This is a genomic window from Streptomyces xanthochromogenes (genome assembly GCF_014650455.1).
In the GTDB taxonomy this organism is placed as follows: Bacteria; Actinomycetota; Actinomycetes; order Streptomycetales; family Streptomycetaceae; genus Streptomyces; species Streptomyces xanthochromogenes.
Genome location: NZ_BMUZ01000011.1, coordinates 128,946 through 145,440 on the forward strand (window position 1 = coordinate 128,946; position 16,495 = coordinate 145,440).

The following is a 16,495-nucleotide window of genomic DNA, read 5'->3' on the forward strand; positions in this document are numbered from 1 at the left end:
CCCCGGCCGCCCTCGCGCGTCCCTCGGCGCCGCCTCCGTTCATCCGATCGGCACATCAACTGCCGTACGGATCGCAGAAGTTCCCCCGTCCGAGCGGAACGGATCGGCACGAGGGGCGCTCTTACAGGGCGCACATCCCAAAAGGAACGAAAGGGGAACAGCGTGTACGTGTCTGGCATGCGCAGGATGGTCGCCGCGAGCGCGGTGGCGGTACTCGCCGGATCGGGAATCCTGCTCACCGCGGGCGGGGCCTCGGCGGCGGACCCGACTCCGGTCGGCGCCTCGGGCCGGCAGGCGGCGCCCGCCGCACCGGCGGTGGCCGAGCCCAAGGGCAAGGTCGTCGCCAACGGCGGCCTGTGGGTCCACCAAGACGCCACCACCACCTCCAAGCGGCTGAACCTGCTGCCCCAGGGCTCGGTCGTCGCCCTGCAGTGCAAGAAGGTCGCCCAGAACGTGGACGGCAACAAGGTCTGGTACAAGCTCGGTGCGGGCAAGCCCGGCTGGGTCACCGCCCGTTACGTCCAGAACCTGGCGGCGGTCCCGTACTGCAAGTGATCCGCGGCGAGCGGGTACACCGCGAGTGATCCGGTCAGGAGCATCCGACTCCGGCCGATCCGACTCCGACCGGTGTGGCTCGTTACGGGGTGGAATGGTTCCGGGGTGTCAACGGCCGTTCGAACGGCGCCCGTTGACGCCCCATCCCCTTTTCCCGGCCCGGATCGACGCGTCGATCCCGGCCCTGATCGCCGCGTCGCCCGGGGCGCGTCGCTGCGCACCGTCCGCGCGACCGGAGGGCCTCGCGGGCGCCCGCCCCGACGCCGTGGCCCTGATGCCCTTTTGTTTCCCTCAAGTTTCCTCCCGGCCCCTGTACATACGAATACCCGCCAGTAGTGTGTGGCCGCGCGGTCGTGCCCGAGGACTGCCGTGCCGCCAACTGCCAGTGCCACCAGGGGGATACCCATGCGCGGGATGAGCCGCCGTCAGTTCGTTTCCAGGATGTCCGGCGCGGCCGCGGGAGCGGCCCTGTGGTCGATGGCAGCGCAGGACCGGGCGCTGGCCGCCACCGCCGCGCGAGCTGTACAGGTCCGCGGGACCACCCTGGAGCAGGCCGCGACGCCCGTCGGCACCGGGCCGTACAAGCGGCTCGTGGCGGGGCCGGGGTGGCCGCTGGTGGTCCGGGGCGAGCTGGCCGCGGGGAGCACCGGGCGGGACGACCGCCGGACCGGACTCGCCTCCTTCGTGCAGTTCACCGACCTGCACCTGGCCGACACCGAGTCGCCGGTGCGGTTCGAGTACCTGGCCCAGTACAACGACAGCGCGCACCGCCCGCAGGAGGCCCTCACCGTGCGCGGCGCCTCCTCGCTGGTCGAACGGGTCAACTCGGTGCGCCAGGGACCGTACACGGGGCTGCCGTTCGGCATGGTGATGGCCACCGGCGACAACACCGACAACCACGAACTCATCGAGCTGGACTGGTACTTGACGGTCATGAGCGGCGGCCGGATCACCCCGAGCAGTGGCGACGTCTCCCGCTACGAGGGCGTGCAGAACTCCGGCAGCGCCCAGTACTGGAACCCGGAGCTGTCCTTCCAGGACTCCTACAAGGCCAAGGGACTCCCGCAGATCCCCGGGTTCCTCTCGGGTGCGGGCCGGCCCTTCAACGCTCCGGGTCTCGGCATTCCCTGGTACACGACCGTCGGCAACCACGACGACAGCATCGAGGGCACCCTGCCGGACCTCGGACTCCTGGGCGACCTGTACACGGGTGACCGGAAGATCGAGGGCTGCGACGACGCGACCGCTGCGAAGCTCGCCTACGCCTTGCAGCACAATCCGGCCCAAGCCGCGCTCCTGCTCGCCCAGTTGCTCGGGAACGGCGGCGCGATCCGCAAGGTGACCCCGGACGAGCGCCGGCGCCCCTTCACCCCGGCCGAGTTCGCCAAGGCACATCTGAACCCGGCCTACACGGGCGCGGGTCCGGTCGGGCACGGCTTCACCTCGGACGCGGCGAGCAGCGGGCACCTGTACTACACGTTCCCGCTCGCGGGCGGGGTGCTGGGTGTCAGCCTCGACACCACCAACAGGGCCGGTTTCGCGGACGGTTCGATCGGCACGGCCCAGCTCAACTGGCTGGAGTCGGTCCTCAAGTCGCACAGCAGCCGCTGGTACGACACGGACGGACATGTGGTGCGCGGCGGTTCGAGCGACTCGCTCATCGTCCTGTTCAGCCATCACACCAGCACCACCATGGGCAACCTGCTGCCGGACCCGTACCACCCGTTCGAGGGGCGGCACGACGGCAACGCCCTGGTCGCGCTGCTCCAGCGCTATCCGAACGTGGTGGCGTGGGTGAACGGCCACACCCACGAGAACCGGATCACCCCGCACGGCCACGCGGTCCCCGAGCGGGCCTTCTGGGAGATCAACACCGCGTCCCACATCGACTATCCGCAGCATGCCCGGGTCGTCGAGATCGCGGACAACGGTGACGGCACCCTGTCGCTGTTCACCACGCTGATCGAATCCGACGCGCCCTACACGACGGACTTCGGCGACACGTCCGACCGGGGCCTCGCGGCGCTCTACCGCGAGCTGTCCTACAACGACCCCTACGCCACCCCCTCCGCCAAGCTCGGCTCCTCGGCGGACCACAACACCGAGCTGCTGCTGGCCCACCCGGGCAAGTAGCGGCAGCCCGACAGGGCCGGGGGACGGCGTGCTCCTCCCGGCCGACCGCTCCCCCGCGTCAGGGCCGGCGCGTCGGTACGGGCAGGAGTGCGGGCCAGCGGGTGAGCATGCGGTCGCGCATGCTCACCGTCAGCGCGTGCACCGCGCCGAGTCGGGAGTCACCGGCGGTCAGTCCGCCGACGACACCGAGCCGGTGGACGAGCCGCTGCCGGGCGCTCGCCGTGCCCCACGTCCAGTCCTCGTCCGGGACGCGGGCCAGGTGGTCGGTGCCGTCGCGGTGCGCGCGCTGGACCAGCGCGTCACCGCGGATCAGCCATCCGGCGCACGCGTCGACGAGCCGGTCCTCCTCCAGCTCCGAGCCGGTGGCGGCACGCCAGGCCGCACGGTAGGCGGCCTCCGCCCGGGCGAGCAGCGGCTCGGCGGCGGAGGTGACACACCAGCAGGTGGGAAAGCCGATGCGCAGGTAGGCCAGCTCCATCACGCCGCTGCCCAGTGACGCCTGCTCGAAGTCGACGAACCTGACCCCCTCGACGGTGTGGAGGTCGTTCCCGGGGCAGGGGTCCCCGTGGAGCAGGGCGTGGCCCGGGGCCCGGTCAAGACGACGCACGAGCGCTTCGAGTTCGCCGGACGCACCGCCTGGGACAACCGCTCCGAGCGTCACGGCGAACGCGAGGAAGGAGGCGATGTCTGCCGTGCCGGGACCCTGCCACCTGGGCAGCAGACCGGCGTCCCGCGGCCCTGCCGTGGCATGCAGCCGGGCCAGGGCCTCGGCGTACGGGACGATCCAGTCGGGCGCCGGGGTGCGGTGGTCGAGATGGTCGAGGACCAGCACCCGCTGCTCGGAGTCGGTGGCCAACAGCCTTGGTACGACCGGGACTTGGGCCCGGGCCGCGATCCCGAGGGCCGCCACCTCGCGTGCGTACCGCTCGTCGGCGCCGGGGCCGTCGACGAGGTGCTTCACCACGGCCGGGCGGAGGCCGTCCCCCGCCGTGTCCGGCAGTTCCACGCGCCACACCTGCGAGCGCGGACTGCTGCTCAGGGAGCGGACGTCCGTGGGCGCCCCGAGCCTGGTCCGTAACACGTCCCCGAATTTCAGTGGCGTATCCATGCACCGGATCGTGCCAGACCCGTGCGGCGGGCCGATGTCCCGGGCCCGGCGGACGCGACCCCCGTCGCGCACACGCCCGGAGCCCCGACGGCCGTCCCGCCTGGCGGGGTGGCCGGGCCGGCGGTCCACTGGGAGAGTCCGGAGCCGTGCGTCACACGATGAGGGAGCACACCTGCGATGGCGGACACCCACCATGTTCTGCTGATCTCGTTCACCGATCCGGCGCGGTGCAGAGCGGCCTTCGAGGAGGCGGCCGACCTGCCGGGGCTGCGCCAGGCGGCCGTCCTGGAACGCTCGGCCGACGGCCTGCTCGACGTGCCGGACAACCATGTGCGGGGCGCCGGGGTGCCCACGGTCGGCGGCGGCCTGGTCGGCGGTCTCCTGGGGCTGATCGGCGGTCCGATCGGTGTGCTGCTCGGCAGCGCGGCCGGAGCCACCCTGGCGAACGCCGCGGAGAACCGGCAGATCCTGGAGGACGGTGCCGGTCTCATCGTGCTGAGCAGCAGGGTTGAGGACGGCACCGCGATGCTGGTCGTCGACCTGCACGAGTCCTCGCAGGAGCCCGCCGACGACCTGGCCCGGCGGCACGGCGGCACGCTGCAACGCCTGTCCGCGAAGGAGCTGACCGCAGAGGTCGAGGCCGCGGAGCGGGCGGCGGGGAAGCACGAGCCGGACGGCACCGGCAGGGCTTGAGCCGCACGCCCTCCTGCCTGGCGCGGCCGACGTCATCGACGCGGGCGGGTCGGCCTCGAACCTGGGGGGGGGCGTCCCCCGGCCCCGGGGCGAAAACCGGATGCGGGCCGGATCTTCCGCCCGTACCCTCGGTGACATGAAGGTCATCCACCGCAGCAGCGTCACGACCGCGCGAGCGACCAGCTCGCCGGTTGCCGCCGCCTGACCTCACTCCCCTTCCCCCGGCGACCGGAAACGGCCCGCCGGTGTGGATCGACCAGGTTTCCCGTTCGTCACCCCGCGCTCGTGGTCCCTTTCCGGCAGCCCCGCAGCCAAAGGAACCGTCGTCATGAACCCGGTCATGAACTCCGAGCACGTCCTGCGCACCTTCGTCGAGTACTTCGAGCAGCTCGGCCACCGCCGCATCACGGGCTCGTCCCTGCTGCCGCCACCCGGTGACTCCGTCCTGTTCACCACCTCCGGCATGCATCCCCTCACCCCCTATCTGGAGGGCCGCCCCCATCCCCTCGGCCGCCGTCTGGTCAATGTGCAGCGCTGTCTTCGCACCACCGATCTGGAGGAGGTCGGCGACGACACCCACCTGACGGTCTTCGAGATGCTCGGCACCTGGTCGCTCGGCGACTACACCGGCTCACAGAGCCTGAGCTGGGGCTACGACCTGCTGGTGGACGGCTTCGGCGTCGATCCGGGGCTGCTGTACGTCACGGTCTTCGGCGGCGACGAGCGCTCGGGCCCGGACCACGAGTCCCTGCGCACCTGGCAGGAAATCGGCGTGCCGGTCGAGCTGACCGGCAAAGAGAACTGGTGGTCCAACGGCCCCACCGGTCCCTGTGGACCGGACTCGGAGATCTTCGTGTGGACCGGCGACACCCCGCCACGGTCCACCCCCACCCGGGACGAGCGCTGGGTCGAGGTGTGGAACCACGTGATGATGCGCCACCGGTGCGGCGAGGACGGCACCCTGGACTCCCTGCCCCAGCAGAACATCGACACGGGCCTCGGCCTGGAGCGGCTCGTTGCCGTCCTCCAGGGCAAGGAGTCGGTCTTCGAGACGGACCTGTTCGAGCCGTGGATGCGCTCGGTGCCCCCGCTGTGGGATCTCGACGTGCGGTCGCTGCGCCTGGTCTGTGACCATCTGCGGTCCTGCATTGTCGTCATCGGCGACGGAGTGCAGCCGTCCAACACCGGCCGCGGATACGTGCTGCGCCGCCTGGTGCGGCGGGTGCTCACCTGTCTGTGGCGGGTCGATCCGTCCCGCACGCTCGGCGATCTGCCCGAAGAACTGATCGGCCACACGCTGGACCACTTCGGCCAGAACGAGCCGACCGGCCGGCTTCGCGACGTGCTCCTCGATGAGGAGCGGCGCTTCACCGGGCTCCTCGAACGGGGTCGGCGCGTCCTGTCCCAACCCCGTTTCTCCGGACCGCTCGGCGAGGACGACTTCGGCCATCTCCACGACACGTACGGGCTGCCCCGCGACCTCGTGCTCGGCCTGCGCACCGGCCTGCGGAGCTGATGCCGCGGCGCGGGCGGGGCAGCGCGGCGGCACCTGCGAACCGTCGGAGCCGGGCGGCCGCGGGCACGGACCGTAGACTCGGCGGATGGCAAAGTACTTCGACGTGCACCCCGACAACCCTCAGCGGCGCACCATCAGCAACGTGGCCGACAGCATCCGTTCCGGTGCGCTCGTCGCGTACCCGACGGACTCCTGCTACGCGTTGGGGTGCCAGCTGGGCAGTCGTGACGGCATCAACCGGATCCGGTCGATCCGCGATCTGGACGACCGCCACCACTTCACCCTGGTGTGCGAGAACTTTGCGCAGCTGGGCCAGTTCGTACAGATCGACAATGACGTGTTCCGCGCCATCAAGGCGGCCACGCCCGGCAGTTACACGTTCATCCTGCCCGCGACGAGGGAGGTGCCGCGGCAACTGCTGCACCCGAAGAAGAAGACGGTGGGGGTGCGGATTCCCGATCACGCCGTGGTCCAGGCCCTGCTCGCCGAGCTCGGGGAGCCGCTGCTCTCCAGCACGCTGCTGCTGCCCGACGAGGCCGAGCCGATGACGCAGGGCTGGGAGATCAAGGAGCGCCTCGACCACATGGTGGACGCGGTACTGGACTCGGGCGACTGCGGCACCGAGCCGACGACCGTCATCGACTTCTCGGGGGGCGAGGCGGAGATCGTGCGCCGGGGGGCGGGCGACACCTCGCGCTTCGAGTAACCGCCGCGCCCGCCCGGGCCCGGCGGGGATGCCCGCCAGGCCCGGGTACGGGTCGTGACCCGGGTCAGTCCCGGCGGGGGCCGATGACCGTTCTTCCGTCGTGCACGGTGATCGCCTGCGCGGGGCAGGCGTCGGCGACGTCCAGGATGCGCTCGTCCGGCTCGACCGCCTCCGGCAGCACCCGTGCGTGCTCGGTGTCGAGCGCGAAGACATCGGGGGCGGCCCCGGCACACATGCCCGAGGCCAGGCAGAGCTGGGGGTCCACGCGTACGGTCCAGGTCATGGCGGTCACCACGCGACCGGCATCACGCGCGGCCCGCGGACGAGCATCTCGGTCTTCCAGGTGATGTCGCCGGCCAGCTTCAGGCCCGGGAAGCGCGTGATGAGCGCACTCAGCGCCTCCTGGAGTTCGAGCCGGGCCAGCGGGGCGCCCAGGCAGTGGTGGACTCCGTGGCCGAAACCGAGATGCTGGTTGCCCTCGCGAGCGATGTCGAGCACGCCGGGGCCGCTGAAGCGCAGCGCGTCGCGATTGGCGGCGCCCGTCGCGACCAGGACCGGGCTGCCGGCCCGTACCAGGGTGCCGCCGACCTCGACGTCCTCGGTCGCGTACCGCGCCTGCCCGGCGCCACTGCCCAGCGGCACGAAGCGCAGCAGCTCCTCCACGGCGTTGGCGATCAGCTCCGGTTGCTCCCTGAGCCGGGCGAGCTGGTCGGGGTGGTCGAGCAGGGTGAGGGTGAAGTTGGGGATCTGGGAGGCGGTGGTCTCGTGCCCGGCCACCAGGACCGCCACGCACAGGTCGACGAGTTCCAGTTCGGTCAGGCGGTCGCCGCCGTCGCGCGCCTCGATGAGGGCGGTCATCAGGTCGTCCTGCGGTTCCTGGCGGTGCAGGGCGATCAACTCGCCCATGTAGGAACGCAGTTCTTCACGATTGGCCTCGAACTCGGCGGCCGTGAGCGAGCTGGTGGACAGGGCCGCGTCGCTCCACACCCGAAAGCGCGGGCGGTCCTCGGTGGGCACGCCGAGCAGTCGGCAGATCACCGCGACCGGCAGGGGCAGCGCGTAGGAGTCGACGAGGTCGGCGGGTGCTCCGCTCGCCTCCATGTCGTCCAACAGGCTCGCGGTGAGCTCGCGGACCTGCGGGCGGAGCTTCTCCACCTGGCGGACGGTGAACGCCCGCGCCACCAGGGACCGCAGGCGGGTGTGGTCGGGCGGGTCCATGCCGAGGATGCCGCTGTTGGTGCGCCCCTCGGACTGGCGCGGCTCGTCGTGCTCGGCGCCGGCGGCCCGGCTGAAGCGCTGGTCACCCAGGACGAGCCGGGCGTCCGCGTAACGCGTGACGAGCCAGGCGGACTCGCCGTACGGCAGCTGGACGCGTAACAGACCCGGCAGTTCGCGTACGCGCTCGTACTCCTCGGCGAGCTGGAGCCCGTCGGCGGTGTTGAAGGGATAGGCGAGGGGTGTGGTGTCGGCTGTCGTCACTGCGGCCTCCCGGATGTAAGCAGCTGCTTACAACGGTAGGGGCGCCCCCCGAGTCGGTCAACGGCGCATTGTGGCCGTTATCCTGACGGGCCGTCTGAGAGGACCTCCCATGGCAGAAGCCCCCGAATCACCCGTCGGCGAGCGTCGCCGCGACGCCGCGGCCACCCGCCGACGGCTGCTCGACGCGGCGCGCGATCTGTTCGCGGAACGCGGTTACGAAGGGGCGACGGTCCGCGAGATCGCCGAACGGGCGGGCGCCAACCAGGCTTTGCTGTTCCGGTACTTCGGCTCCAAGCAGGGCCTGTTGACGGAGGTCGTCGCGCAGGGCGGCCTGGAGCAGTTTCGCGCCACCGCGCCCGAGGAACTCTTCGAGACCGCGCTGCGCTCGATGCTGACGAGCAGCACCGCAGGGACGGCCGACCGGTCGCTGGAGGTCTATCTGCGGTCCATCGGCCGGGGCGACGACGCGTCCGGGACCCTGCGTGAGCTGGGCGAGCGCTATCAGCGCGCACTGGCCGAGCTCTCCGGCGCGAAGGACGGCGCCCTGCGCGCCGATCTGGCCATGGCTTGGCTGCTCGGGATCGGGCTCATGCGGACGGTGGTCGCGCGCGAGCCCCTGGCGAGCGCGGACCCGGACACGGTCTGCCGCCTCGTGGTCGACACCCTCGACCACCTGTGGTCGGACGCGGATCGGGAGGCGCCGTAGGCGTCAACTGGCTTGTATTGAGCGGCCGTTCGGTGGAGGGACTCCACCTGGACGCTTCGGGGGGGGAGCCGCCCGACACGACCCCAGCTCCGACCCCAGCTCCGACCCGGGCTCCGGCGCCGGCCTTCGGGCTCCGGCACGCGCTTGCCGGAGCCGCACATACGACTCCGGCAAGGAGGGGCCGGGACGGGGCTACCGGCGCTGAACCCATGGGCGCTGGTCCTGTGGATGCCGGGCCCGGCAGGGCGCCGGGTCTATTCGGTGATGCGGACCGCGCCGGAGGGGCAGAGGTTGACCGCCTGGCGGGCGGCGGGCTGCTGGGCCCGGTCGGGGTCAGGCGTGAGGACGTCGACGAGGCCGTCGTCGTCCTGGTCGAAAACGGCGGGGGCGGTGAGCGCGCACAACCCGGCGCCGACGCACACCTCCCGGTCGGCGGACACCCGCATGGGGACTCCTTCCACCCCGGTCACCAGGTTACGGGGAGTTCGTTGACGCCCTGGATCGTCGTGCCCGGCCGCAGCGTGAGCCGCTCCACGGGTACGGCAAGGCGCAGGGTCGGAATACGGTCGAACAGCGTGGTGAGGATGACTTCGAGTTCGAGGCGGGCCAGGTTCTGGCCGAGGCACTGGTGCACTCCGTACCCGAAGGAGAGGTGATGGCGTGCCGAGCGGTGCACATCGAGGCTGTCCGGGTTCTCGAACACCGAACCGTCGCGGTTGGCAATGGAGTTGGTGACGATCACGCCCTCGCCCGCACGGATGATCTGCCCGTCGACATCGATGTCGGCCGTGGCCACCCGGCCTCCCGCGATGTCGGCGATGGCGAGGTAGCGAAGCAGCTCCTCCACCGCACCGGGCACCAGGGCGGGGTCGGCCCTCAACGCGGCGTGCTGGTCGGGGTGTTCGAGAAGGGTGATCACGCTGAGCGAGGTCATCGAGGCCGTGGTCTCGTGACCGGCGACGAGCAACAGCAGTGCGGTGGAGACCAGTTCCTCGCGGTCGATCTCGCCGGCCGCCAACTGCCGTGTCACCAAGGTGTTCAGGAGTCCGGACCCGGGCTTGTCCTGCATCTTGGTGATGAGCCCGTCCAGATAGCCGTTGAGGTCCTCGCGGGCCGTGACGGCACTGTCCACGTCCAGGGACTGCACGAGGCGCCTGCTCGCATCCTGGAAGAAGTCGTGGTCGGCGTACGGGATGCCGAGCAGTTCGCAGATCACCATGGAGGGAACGGGCAGCGCGAACTGACTGACCAGGTCGGCGGGCGGGCCACCGGCGAGCATCTCGTCGATGAAGCCGTTCACGATGCGCTCGATGCCCGGGCGCATGCCCTTGATGCGCTTCACGGTGAATTCGCTGATCGTCATCCGCCGGCGGGGGCCGTGCTCGGGCGGGTCCATGCCGATGAAGGCGGGGCGACCCGACCGGATGGCCTCGAAGCGCGGTGAAGTGGCGGGAAAATCGGTGTGGTTGCGATCGGAGGAGAGCCGGGGGTCCGCGAGCAACCTGCGCGCGGTCTCGTGCTTGGTGACCACCCAGGCCCGCCGTCCGTCGAACAGGGTCACCGGGGTCAGCGCGTCCGGCTGGTCCCTCAACTTGCTGTATTCATGCGGCAGTTGGTAGGGGCAGGTTCGATCGGCCGGGAAGGCGGGAGCCTCGGCCGTCTGCAATGTTGCGGTCGTCTCGGTCGTGTCGGTCATCGAATCCCTCGAAACCTCAGACGTTAAAGAACGGTCAGTTCTCTAAATGAGAGGCTAGGCTGTCCCCCCTGGAGAACGCAACGGCCCCAATCGGACACACCCGGGAGGCATGGGTGCCCAGCAGCGCCGGCCCGGCCACCGAACCGGCCGTTGACCACCGCAAAGGTCCGCGCCGCCGCGGTGAGGAACTGGAACGGGCCATTCTGCAGGCCACCTTGGACGAGCTCGCCGAGACGGGCTACGCCGCACTGACCATGGAGCGCGTCGCCGCCCGGGCCCGCACCGGCAAGGCAGCTGTCTACCGCCGCTGGCCGAGCCGGGCCCAACTCGTCCTGGACGCCTGCAAGTTGGGCAAGATTTCCGACGTCGACCTGCCGGACACGGGCGAGCTGCGCGGCGACACACTGGCCCTGCTCCGCCACATGGCGATCACCATGGCGAGCCCGCTCGGCGGGATCATGCGGGGGCTGCTCGGGGAGATGACCCGCGACCCCGAACTGGCCGAATTGATTCGGGAACGCGTCCACACGGTGCGCCCGTCGATGGTCCACGTCGTCCTGGAGCGAGCCGTGGAGCGCGGCGAGGTCGAGCCCTGGGTCCTCACCTCCCGGCGCGCCACGGTCGCGACCGATCTGTTGCGCAATCAGTTCCTGCTGTTCGGCGCCCCCGTGCCGGACGAGTTCATCGTGGACGTCGTCGACGACATCTACCTGCCCCTGGTCCTCAACCCGGCCCCCGGCTCCGGCTCCGGCTCCGGCTCCGGCTCCGGCTAGAGCGTCAGCCGTCGCCGTCCGGCCGGGCTGCGAGTTTGTGCAGCAGACCGAGCAGTGATACCCGGTCCGCCGCCGTCAGCCCTTCGAAGCACTCCGCGAGCACGGAGTCGGCCACCTCGTGCCCCGCGCGCAGCACCCGCTTCCCCTCGGCCGTGAGGTGGTGCTCGATGCGCCGGCCGTGCCCCTTGCGCCGGTCCACCAGCCCCTGCGCCACGAGACGGCCCGCGAGCGTGCCGAACGCCTGCTCGCTCTGGAAGGTCGTCGCGGCCAGTTCCCGCGCGCTGGCCCCCGGCGCGTTGTCGATCGCGCGCAGGGCGTCCCACTGGGCCAGCGTGCTGCCGATGGACGCGAGGCGCGTGTCGAGGGAGCGGTGCTGTCGGTACTGGGCGGCCTTCACGGCCTTTCCCAGGGTCTGCAGGTCAACGGCCATGCCGCCAGACTAGCATGGCAACTAAGCTTGCTTAGCTAAATATCTTTAGTTACAGTCGGGGCATGACTTCCGAACTCGCGCTCGCCATATCCGGGCCTGCCACCGGCCGCCCCGTCCTCGTCCTGCACGGTGGCGGCGGCCCCGTCACGGTCGCCCCCGTCGCCGAGCACTTCGCCGCGTCATCGCCCACTCTGCTTCCCACCCATCCGGGCTGGAACGGCACGTCGCGTCCGGCCGACATCGCCAGTGTGGCCGACCTCGCGGCCCGCTACCTCCGGCTCCTGCACGACCGAGGTCTGTCCGACACCCTGGTCGTGGGGTCCTCGCTCGGGGGCTGGGTCGCCGCGGAGATGGCGGCCGCCGACACGGAGGGACTGATCGGCCGGCTCGCGCTGGTGGACGCGGTCGGCATCGAGGTCGAGGAGGAGCCGGTACGCGACTTCTTCGCCCTGGACGCCAAGGGTGTCGCCACCTACGCGTACTACGACCCGGAGCGGTTCCATGTAGCTCCGGAGGACCTGCCGGCCGAACGGCGTGCGGCCATGGCCGCCAACATGGCAGTCCTGCGCGTCATCTCCGGCGGCCCCGCGATGGCGGACCCGACCCTGCGGGCCCGGCTGGCGGATGTCACCGTACCGACGCTCGTACTGTGGGGGGAGGCCGATCGCATCGTGACGCCCGCCTACGGCTCGGCCTACGCCGCGGCGTTCGCGAACGCCCGCTATGTGACGGTGCCTCAGGCCGGCCACCTGCCCCATTTGGAACAGCCGGAGCGCACCTTCGCCCTGCTGGACGCATTCGCTACCGAGACGGTCGCCCGGTAGGGCGTGGGGCCTGCGGATGCGTCGCCGGACTTCCCGGTGGCGCGTCGCACGACCGACCAGGCAGGGCCTAGTCGCGCAGGTCCGGGTCGTCGCCTCCGGGCGCACCACCCATCATGCGCAGCATCCCCCTCCCGCCGGTCCGGAAGAAGCGCACGAGAAGGGCGCCGGCGAGCACCAGGAACACCATGTTGAGCCACGTCGTGTAGTTCCAGGCCACACCCTCCATCGGGATGGTCGCCGAGCCCCGGTCGGGCACGAGGCCGAGACCCCCGAAGACGAACTCGACCACATAGCCCGCGACCACCATCGCCCCGTAGAACGTGCCGAGAAGGAAAGCGGCCATGCGGAGGCCGTAGTACTTCCGGTAGATGGAGAGGATCGGCAGGATCAACAGGTCCGCGAAGATGAACGCGACCACCCCGCCGAAGCTGATGCCGCCCTTCCAGAGGACCACCGCTAGCGGCACATTGCCGATGGAGCAGACGAACGAGGCGATGGCTACGAGCGGGCCGATCAACGGCCCCCAGAGCCGGGACGCCAACGGGTGCCCGTCGAAGAAGAACGTACGCCAGAAGGAATCAGGCACCCATGCGGCGATCGCACCCGCGATGAGCAGTCCGACGACGAGGTCGCGCAGGATCGCCGCCCATTCCATGACGAAGACGTGCGCGGTGGAGGTGAAGCCTTCGGCGGAGAACAGCCGCGCGGAGAACGAGCCCTCCTTCCGCACGGACATGTCCATCGCGGCGTGCCCCTCCATCGACCCGGCCAGACCGCGCCCTGCCTGCTCGCGCGCCTGGCCGAGCAGCCGATCGCGCAGGAGGAGCCGGAAGAGCACGGCGAGCAGCACGATCATCACGGGTCCGCCCACGAACTCGGCCGCCGTGAACTGCCAGCCCATCAACAGGGCCAGAATCACGCCGAGTTCGACGACGAGGTTCGTCGAGGCGATCTCGAAGGCCATCGCGGCGGTGAAGTGGGCCCCCTTGCGGAAGAGCGAACGGGCCAGCGCGACGGCGGCGTACGAACAGGAGGAGGAAGCCGCGCCCAGACCCGCGGCGAGTGCGAGGGTGCGGGGCCGGTCGTCGCCGAGCAGGGCGACGACCGTGGACTTGCGCACCACCGCCTGCACGACGGCGGACAGGGCGAAGCCCAGGATCAGGACCCAGGTGATCTCCCAGGTCATCGAACCGGTGATGCGCAGGGCGTGCAGTACGGCATCCATGGCGTGCCTTCCCTGGACGGACGCGGGCGGACTCGGGGCGCACAGCGGAAAACGGGTGGGGATACGGAGACGGGTACGGGTACGGGTACGGCTAAGGGTCGTGCAGCGCAGTGGACGGGGGGGCAGGGTTCCGGTCCTGCGTCACCTTGTCGCAGGACCGGTTGTGGCAGGACCGGAACCGCCGCTCCCCCATGGGTCATTGGCTCGATGGAGCTATCGGAGCCGCTCGACGATCTTGTTCATCTGCTCGATCTCGGCATTCTGCGCCGCGATGACATTGCCCGCGAGCTTCTTCGCATCGGGGTTGGTCCCGTTGTTCTGCTCGTCCTTGGCCATGGTGACCGCGCCCTGGTGGTGACCGATCATCAGCTGGGCGAACCTCTTGTCGAAGTCCCTGCCCTTGGCGGATTTGAGGGCGGCCATGTCCTCGTCGGTCATCATCCCGGCCGTGCCGGACGTGCCGTGGTGCATCCCGGGCATGTCTCCCATCGACGAGGAGGCCGACGGCAGGGGCTTGCCCCACGTCCTGAGCCAGCCCTTCATCGTGGCGATCTCCGGATCCTGAGCCTTCTGGATCGTGGAGGCCAGGCCCTTGACCTCGGGGTCGGCGGCGCGGCCGTCGGCGAGCCGAGCCATCTCCAGGGCCTGCTGGTGGTGTGGGATCATCTGCTGCGCGAACGTCACGTCCGCGTCGTTGAAGGCGCCGGAGCCGGACGAGGCTTGGGAGGACGGGGAGTTGGGGGACGCGGCGTTGCTCGGTCCATGGTTCATGCCGGACATGACCGAGCCGTCGGGCTCGGAGCCGTTGGAGGAACCGCAGCCCGCCAGCGCGAACGCGAGGGCGGCGACGGCGCCGACAGCCGCGAGGGCGGGGCGGCGGGCGGCGAAGGAGTGGGTGACAGACATCGAATGGTGTTCTTTCCAGGTGGTCGCGCCCCTGCTGGGGCGCGCGAACGAACAGGACACGTCGTCGGTCCGGCCGGGGGCCGGGCCGAAAGTGCCTGTCACGTCCGTGCGATGCACACCTGGAGGAGCAGACCTCTGCCGTTGAGCGGTGGTCCGCGCCGTGCCGCCGTGAGTGCGGTGGTACGACGCCCGGCGAGCCCCCGTACCAGGAGGACCACCAGTCCGAGCAGCGCGCACAGTCCGGCCGCGGCCGCCGGCAGGCGGTCCCGGGCGGGCGTGGACACACAGAGCTCGCCACTCATCGGTGGGGCGACGGTGGCGGCGTGCGCACGTGAGGCGACGGTGGCGGCATGCGCAGCCATGTGCCCGCCCCACATGTCCGTGTGCCCCATAGTCATCGGCGCGCCCATGGGCGTCGCCGGGGCGAGGTCGCCGTGGCAGCCCGTGGCCGCGCTCGCCGGCGCCCCGTGCATGGAGAAGAGCCCGAACAGCAGGGCACACAGCACCAGGAGCCGCGAGAGCCCCACCCTGCGCGTCTGCCCGCCGTCCACGGTCGCCCCGGCCTTCTCTCGCTCGTACGGCTCGTGCCTTCCGGCCCGACCATACCCCCACCGGGTTTACTCCCGGGCGACCACACCCCGGCGTGGGCGAACCTCGGCGGGCGGCTCGCGCGTCGCGTCCACGTGGGCGCCCCTGCCCGGTCACCCCACCGAAGTAGCCAGGTCAGTGGTGGAATTTGGGCTGGTCCGCCACAAGGGTGAGCTATGTTTTGAGCACACGTGGCATGAGAAGGAGGCCCGCCGGTGTCATCGGGGCAGCAGGTACGCGCCCAGTCGGCCGCGATCACGCCGAGCGGGGAGCCTTCGGACCACGAACGCGCCCCGAAGGACCGGGTCCGCGCACTGTTCGACGGCCACCGGCTCTCCCCCGGGCAGCGACGCATCGCCCAGTACCTCATCGACCACCTCACCGACGCGGCGTTCCTCTCGATCACGGAACTCGCGGAACGGGTCGGCGTGAGCCAGCCGTCCGTGACCCGGTTCGCCTCCTCCCTCGGCTACAGCGGCTATCCGGCGCTGCGCGAGGTTCTCCAGCCGCTCGCCCTCAGCGCGGTCGCGGGCACCCCCGAGGGCCGTGAGGAGAGCAAGCACAACGAGCTCCAGGCGGCGGTGGACGCCGAGATCGAGAACCTGGAGAACGTGCGCCGCCTGGTCGCCAACACGACCCAGGTCCTGGAGATCGGCAGCGAACTGGCCCGTTCGGTTCCGCTGACCGTTCTGGGCCTGCGCATCTCCGTCTCCCTCGCCGAGTATTTCGCGTACGCGGCCCGGCGCATCCACCCCGACGTACGGCTGGTGACGCGCGGCGGCAGCGTCGCCTACGACGCGCTGTTGCAGTCCCGTTCGGCCGGCGGCACCTGGGTGCTGGCCTTCGCCATGCCCCGGCACGCCAAGGAGACCCTCTCCGCGCTGCGGACGGCCCGCAGCGCCGGGCTGCGCATCGCGCTGGTCACGGACACCACCCTCGGCCCGCTCGTCGACGAAGCCGATGTGGCACTGACCGCGGGCACCGGCTCGCGCCTCGTGTTCGACTCGTACGCCGCCCCCGGCGTGCTCGCCGCGGCCATCCTCCAGGCGATGGCCGACGCCGATCCCGAGCGGACCCAGGCGCGGCTTGAGGAGTACGAGCAGGCCGCCGACAAGCACGGCTTCTTCCTCTGAGCCGTCCCCCTCGGCCGCACCGCA

18 protein-coding genes are annotated in these 16,495 nt (G+C 70.8%); 9 read left to right on the plus strand and 9 right to left on the minus strand.

All coding sequences use genetic code 11. The features are described from left to right. Positions 1-162: 162 nt before the first annotated feature. Together IE267_RS27105 and IE267_RS27110 are read left to right on the plus strand one after the other, a co-directional pair. On the plus strand, positions 163-555 hold the full coding sequence (locus IE267_RS27105; protein ID WP_189765025.1) for an SH3 domain-containing protein: 393 nt from the start codon (positions 163-165) through the stop codon (positions 553-555). A 405-nt stretch (positions 556-960) separates the two neighbouring features. After that, on the plus strand, positions 961-2,688 hold the full coding sequence (locus IE267_RS27110; protein ID WP_189765026.1) for a TIGR03767 family metallophosphoesterase: 1,728 nt from the start codon (positions 961-963) through the stop codon (positions 2,686-2,688). A gap of 58 nt (positions 2,689-2,746) precedes the next feature. On the opposite strand, the gene IE267_RS27115 is transcribed toward IE267_RS27110, so the two are convergent. Then, positions 2,747-3,796 (minus strand): aminoglycoside phosphotransferase family protein, encoded by a 1,050-nt coding sequence (locus tag IE267_RS27115; RefSeq protein WP_189765027.1) that lies wholly within the window; start codon positions 3,794-3,796, stop codon positions 2,747-2,749. A gap of 177 nt (positions 3,797-3,973) precedes the next feature. Between IE267_RS27115 and IE267_RS27120 the strand changes: the two genes are divergently transcribed. The 3 genes from IE267_RS27120 to IE267_RS27130 all read left to right on the plus strand — a co-directional run bounded on the left by IE267_RS27120 (position 3,974) and on the right by IE267_RS27130 (position 6,711). Then, a complete protein-coding gene (locus IE267_RS27120) occupies positions 3,974-4,489 on the plus strand; it encodes a histidine kinase (RefSeq protein ID WP_189765028.1) in 516 nt (171 codons plus the stop codon). A 340-nt stretch (positions 4,490-4,829) separates the two neighbouring features. Further along, positions 4,830-6,005 (plus strand): alanine--tRNA ligase-related protein, encoded by a 1,176-nt coding sequence (locus IE267_RS27125; RefSeq protein ID WP_189765156.1) that lies wholly within the window; start codon positions 4,830-4,832, stop codon positions 6,003-6,005. A gap of 85 nt (positions 6,006-6,090) precedes the next feature. Further along, positions 6,091-6,711 carry an L-threonylcarbamoyladenylate synthase gene (locus IE267_RS27130; protein ID WP_189765029.1) on the plus strand — a complete coding sequence of 207 codons (621 nt, stop codon included), beginning with the start codon at positions 6,091-6,093 and terminating at the stop codon, positions 6,709-6,711. A gap of 64 nt (positions 6,712-6,775) precedes the next feature. Here IE267_RS27130 and IE267_RS27135 read toward each other — a convergent pair whose 3' ends face one another. Together IE267_RS27135 and IE267_RS27140 are read right to left on the minus strand one after the other, a co-directional pair. Next, entirely contained in the window at positions 6,776-6,994 is a 219-nt protein-coding gene (locus IE267_RS27135; RefSeq protein ID WP_189765030.1) for a ferredoxin, read from the minus strand. A 5-nt stretch (positions 6,995-6,999) separates the two neighbouring features. Continuing rightward, positions 7,000-8,190 (minus strand): cytochrome P450, encoded by a 1,191-nt coding sequence (locus tag IE267_RS27140; RefSeq protein ID WP_189765031.1) that lies wholly within the window; start codon positions 8,188-8,190, stop codon positions 7,000-7,002. A gap of 109 nt (positions 8,191-8,299) precedes the next feature. Here IE267_RS27140 and IE267_RS27145 point away from each other — a divergent pair, with 109 nt between their 5' ends. Further along, entirely contained in the window at positions 8,300-8,896 is a 597-nt protein-coding gene (locus tag IE267_RS27145) for a TetR/AcrR family transcriptional regulator (protein WP_167160219.1), read from the plus strand. A 254-nt stretch (positions 8,897-9,150) separates the two neighbouring features. On the opposite strand, the gene IE267_RS27150 is transcribed toward IE267_RS27145, so the two are convergent. Both IE267_RS27150 and IE267_RS27155 read right to left on the minus strand, forming a co-directional pair. Further along, positions 9,151-9,342, minus strand: coding sequence for a ferredoxin (locus tag IE267_RS27150; protein WP_167160217.1), 192 nt, complete (start codon positions 9,340-9,342; stop codon positions 9,151-9,153). Between the two features lie 20 nt (positions 9,343-9,362). Next, complete coding sequence (locus tag IE267_RS27155; RefSeq protein ID WP_189765032.1) at positions 9,363-10,592, minus strand: cytochrome P450; 1,230 nt, start codon at positions 10,590-10,592, stop codon at positions 9,363-9,365. A gap of 113 nt (positions 10,593-10,705) precedes the next feature. Here IE267_RS27155 and IE267_RS27160 point away from each other — a divergent pair, with 113 nt between their 5' ends. Next, positions 10,706-11,365 (plus strand): TetR/AcrR family transcriptional regulator, encoded by a 660-nt coding sequence (locus IE267_RS27160; protein ID WP_189765033.1) that lies wholly within the window; start codon positions 10,706-10,708, stop codon positions 11,363-11,365. A gap of 4 nt (positions 11,366-11,369) precedes the next feature. Here IE267_RS27160 and IE267_RS27165 read toward each other — a convergent pair whose 3' ends face one another. After that, entirely contained in the window at positions 11,370-11,795 is a 426-nt protein-coding gene (locus tag IE267_RS27165; protein ID WP_167160213.1) for a MarR family winged helix-turn-helix transcriptional regulator, read from the minus strand. A 62-nt stretch (positions 11,796-11,857) separates the two neighbouring features. Between IE267_RS27165 and IE267_RS27170 the strand changes: the two genes are divergently transcribed. Beyond that, positions 11,858-12,619, plus strand: coding sequence for an alpha/beta fold hydrolase (locus IE267_RS27170; RefSeq protein ID WP_189765034.1), 762 nt, complete (start codon positions 11,858-11,860; stop codon positions 12,617-12,619). 67 nt (positions 12,620-12,686) lie between these two features. Here IE267_RS27170 and IE267_RS27175 read toward each other — a convergent pair whose 3' ends face one another. The 3 genes from IE267_RS27175 to IE267_RS27185 all read right to left on the minus strand — a co-directional run bounded on the left by IE267_RS27175 (position 12,687) and on the right by IE267_RS27185 (position 15,301). Next, on the minus strand, positions 12,687-13,844 hold the full coding sequence (locus tag IE267_RS27175; protein WP_189765035.1) for a permease: 1,158 nt from the start codon (positions 13,842-13,844) through the stop codon (positions 12,687-12,689). 213 nt (positions 13,845-14,057) lie between these two features. Further along, positions 14,058-14,750, minus strand: a complete 693-nt coding sequence (locus tag IE267_RS27180; RefSeq protein WP_189765036.1) for a DUF305 domain-containing protein — start codon at positions 14,748-14,750, stop codon at positions 14,058-14,060. A 98-nt stretch (positions 14,751-14,848) separates the two neighbouring features. Next, positions 14,849-15,301: a hypothetical protein gene (locus IE267_RS27185; RefSeq protein ID WP_189765037.1), complete on the minus strand. Its 453-nt coding sequence runs from the start codon at positions 15,299-15,301 to the stop codon at positions 14,849-14,851. Between the two features lie 252 nt (positions 15,302-15,553). Here IE267_RS27185 and IE267_RS27190 point away from each other — a divergent pair, with 252 nt between their 5' ends. Further along, positions 15,554-16,471, plus strand: a complete 918-nt coding sequence (locus IE267_RS27190) for a MurR/RpiR family transcriptional regulator (RefSeq protein ID WP_161250901.1) — start codon at positions 15,554-15,556, stop codon at positions 16,469-16,471. Positions 16,472-16,495: the final 24 nt, after the last annotated feature.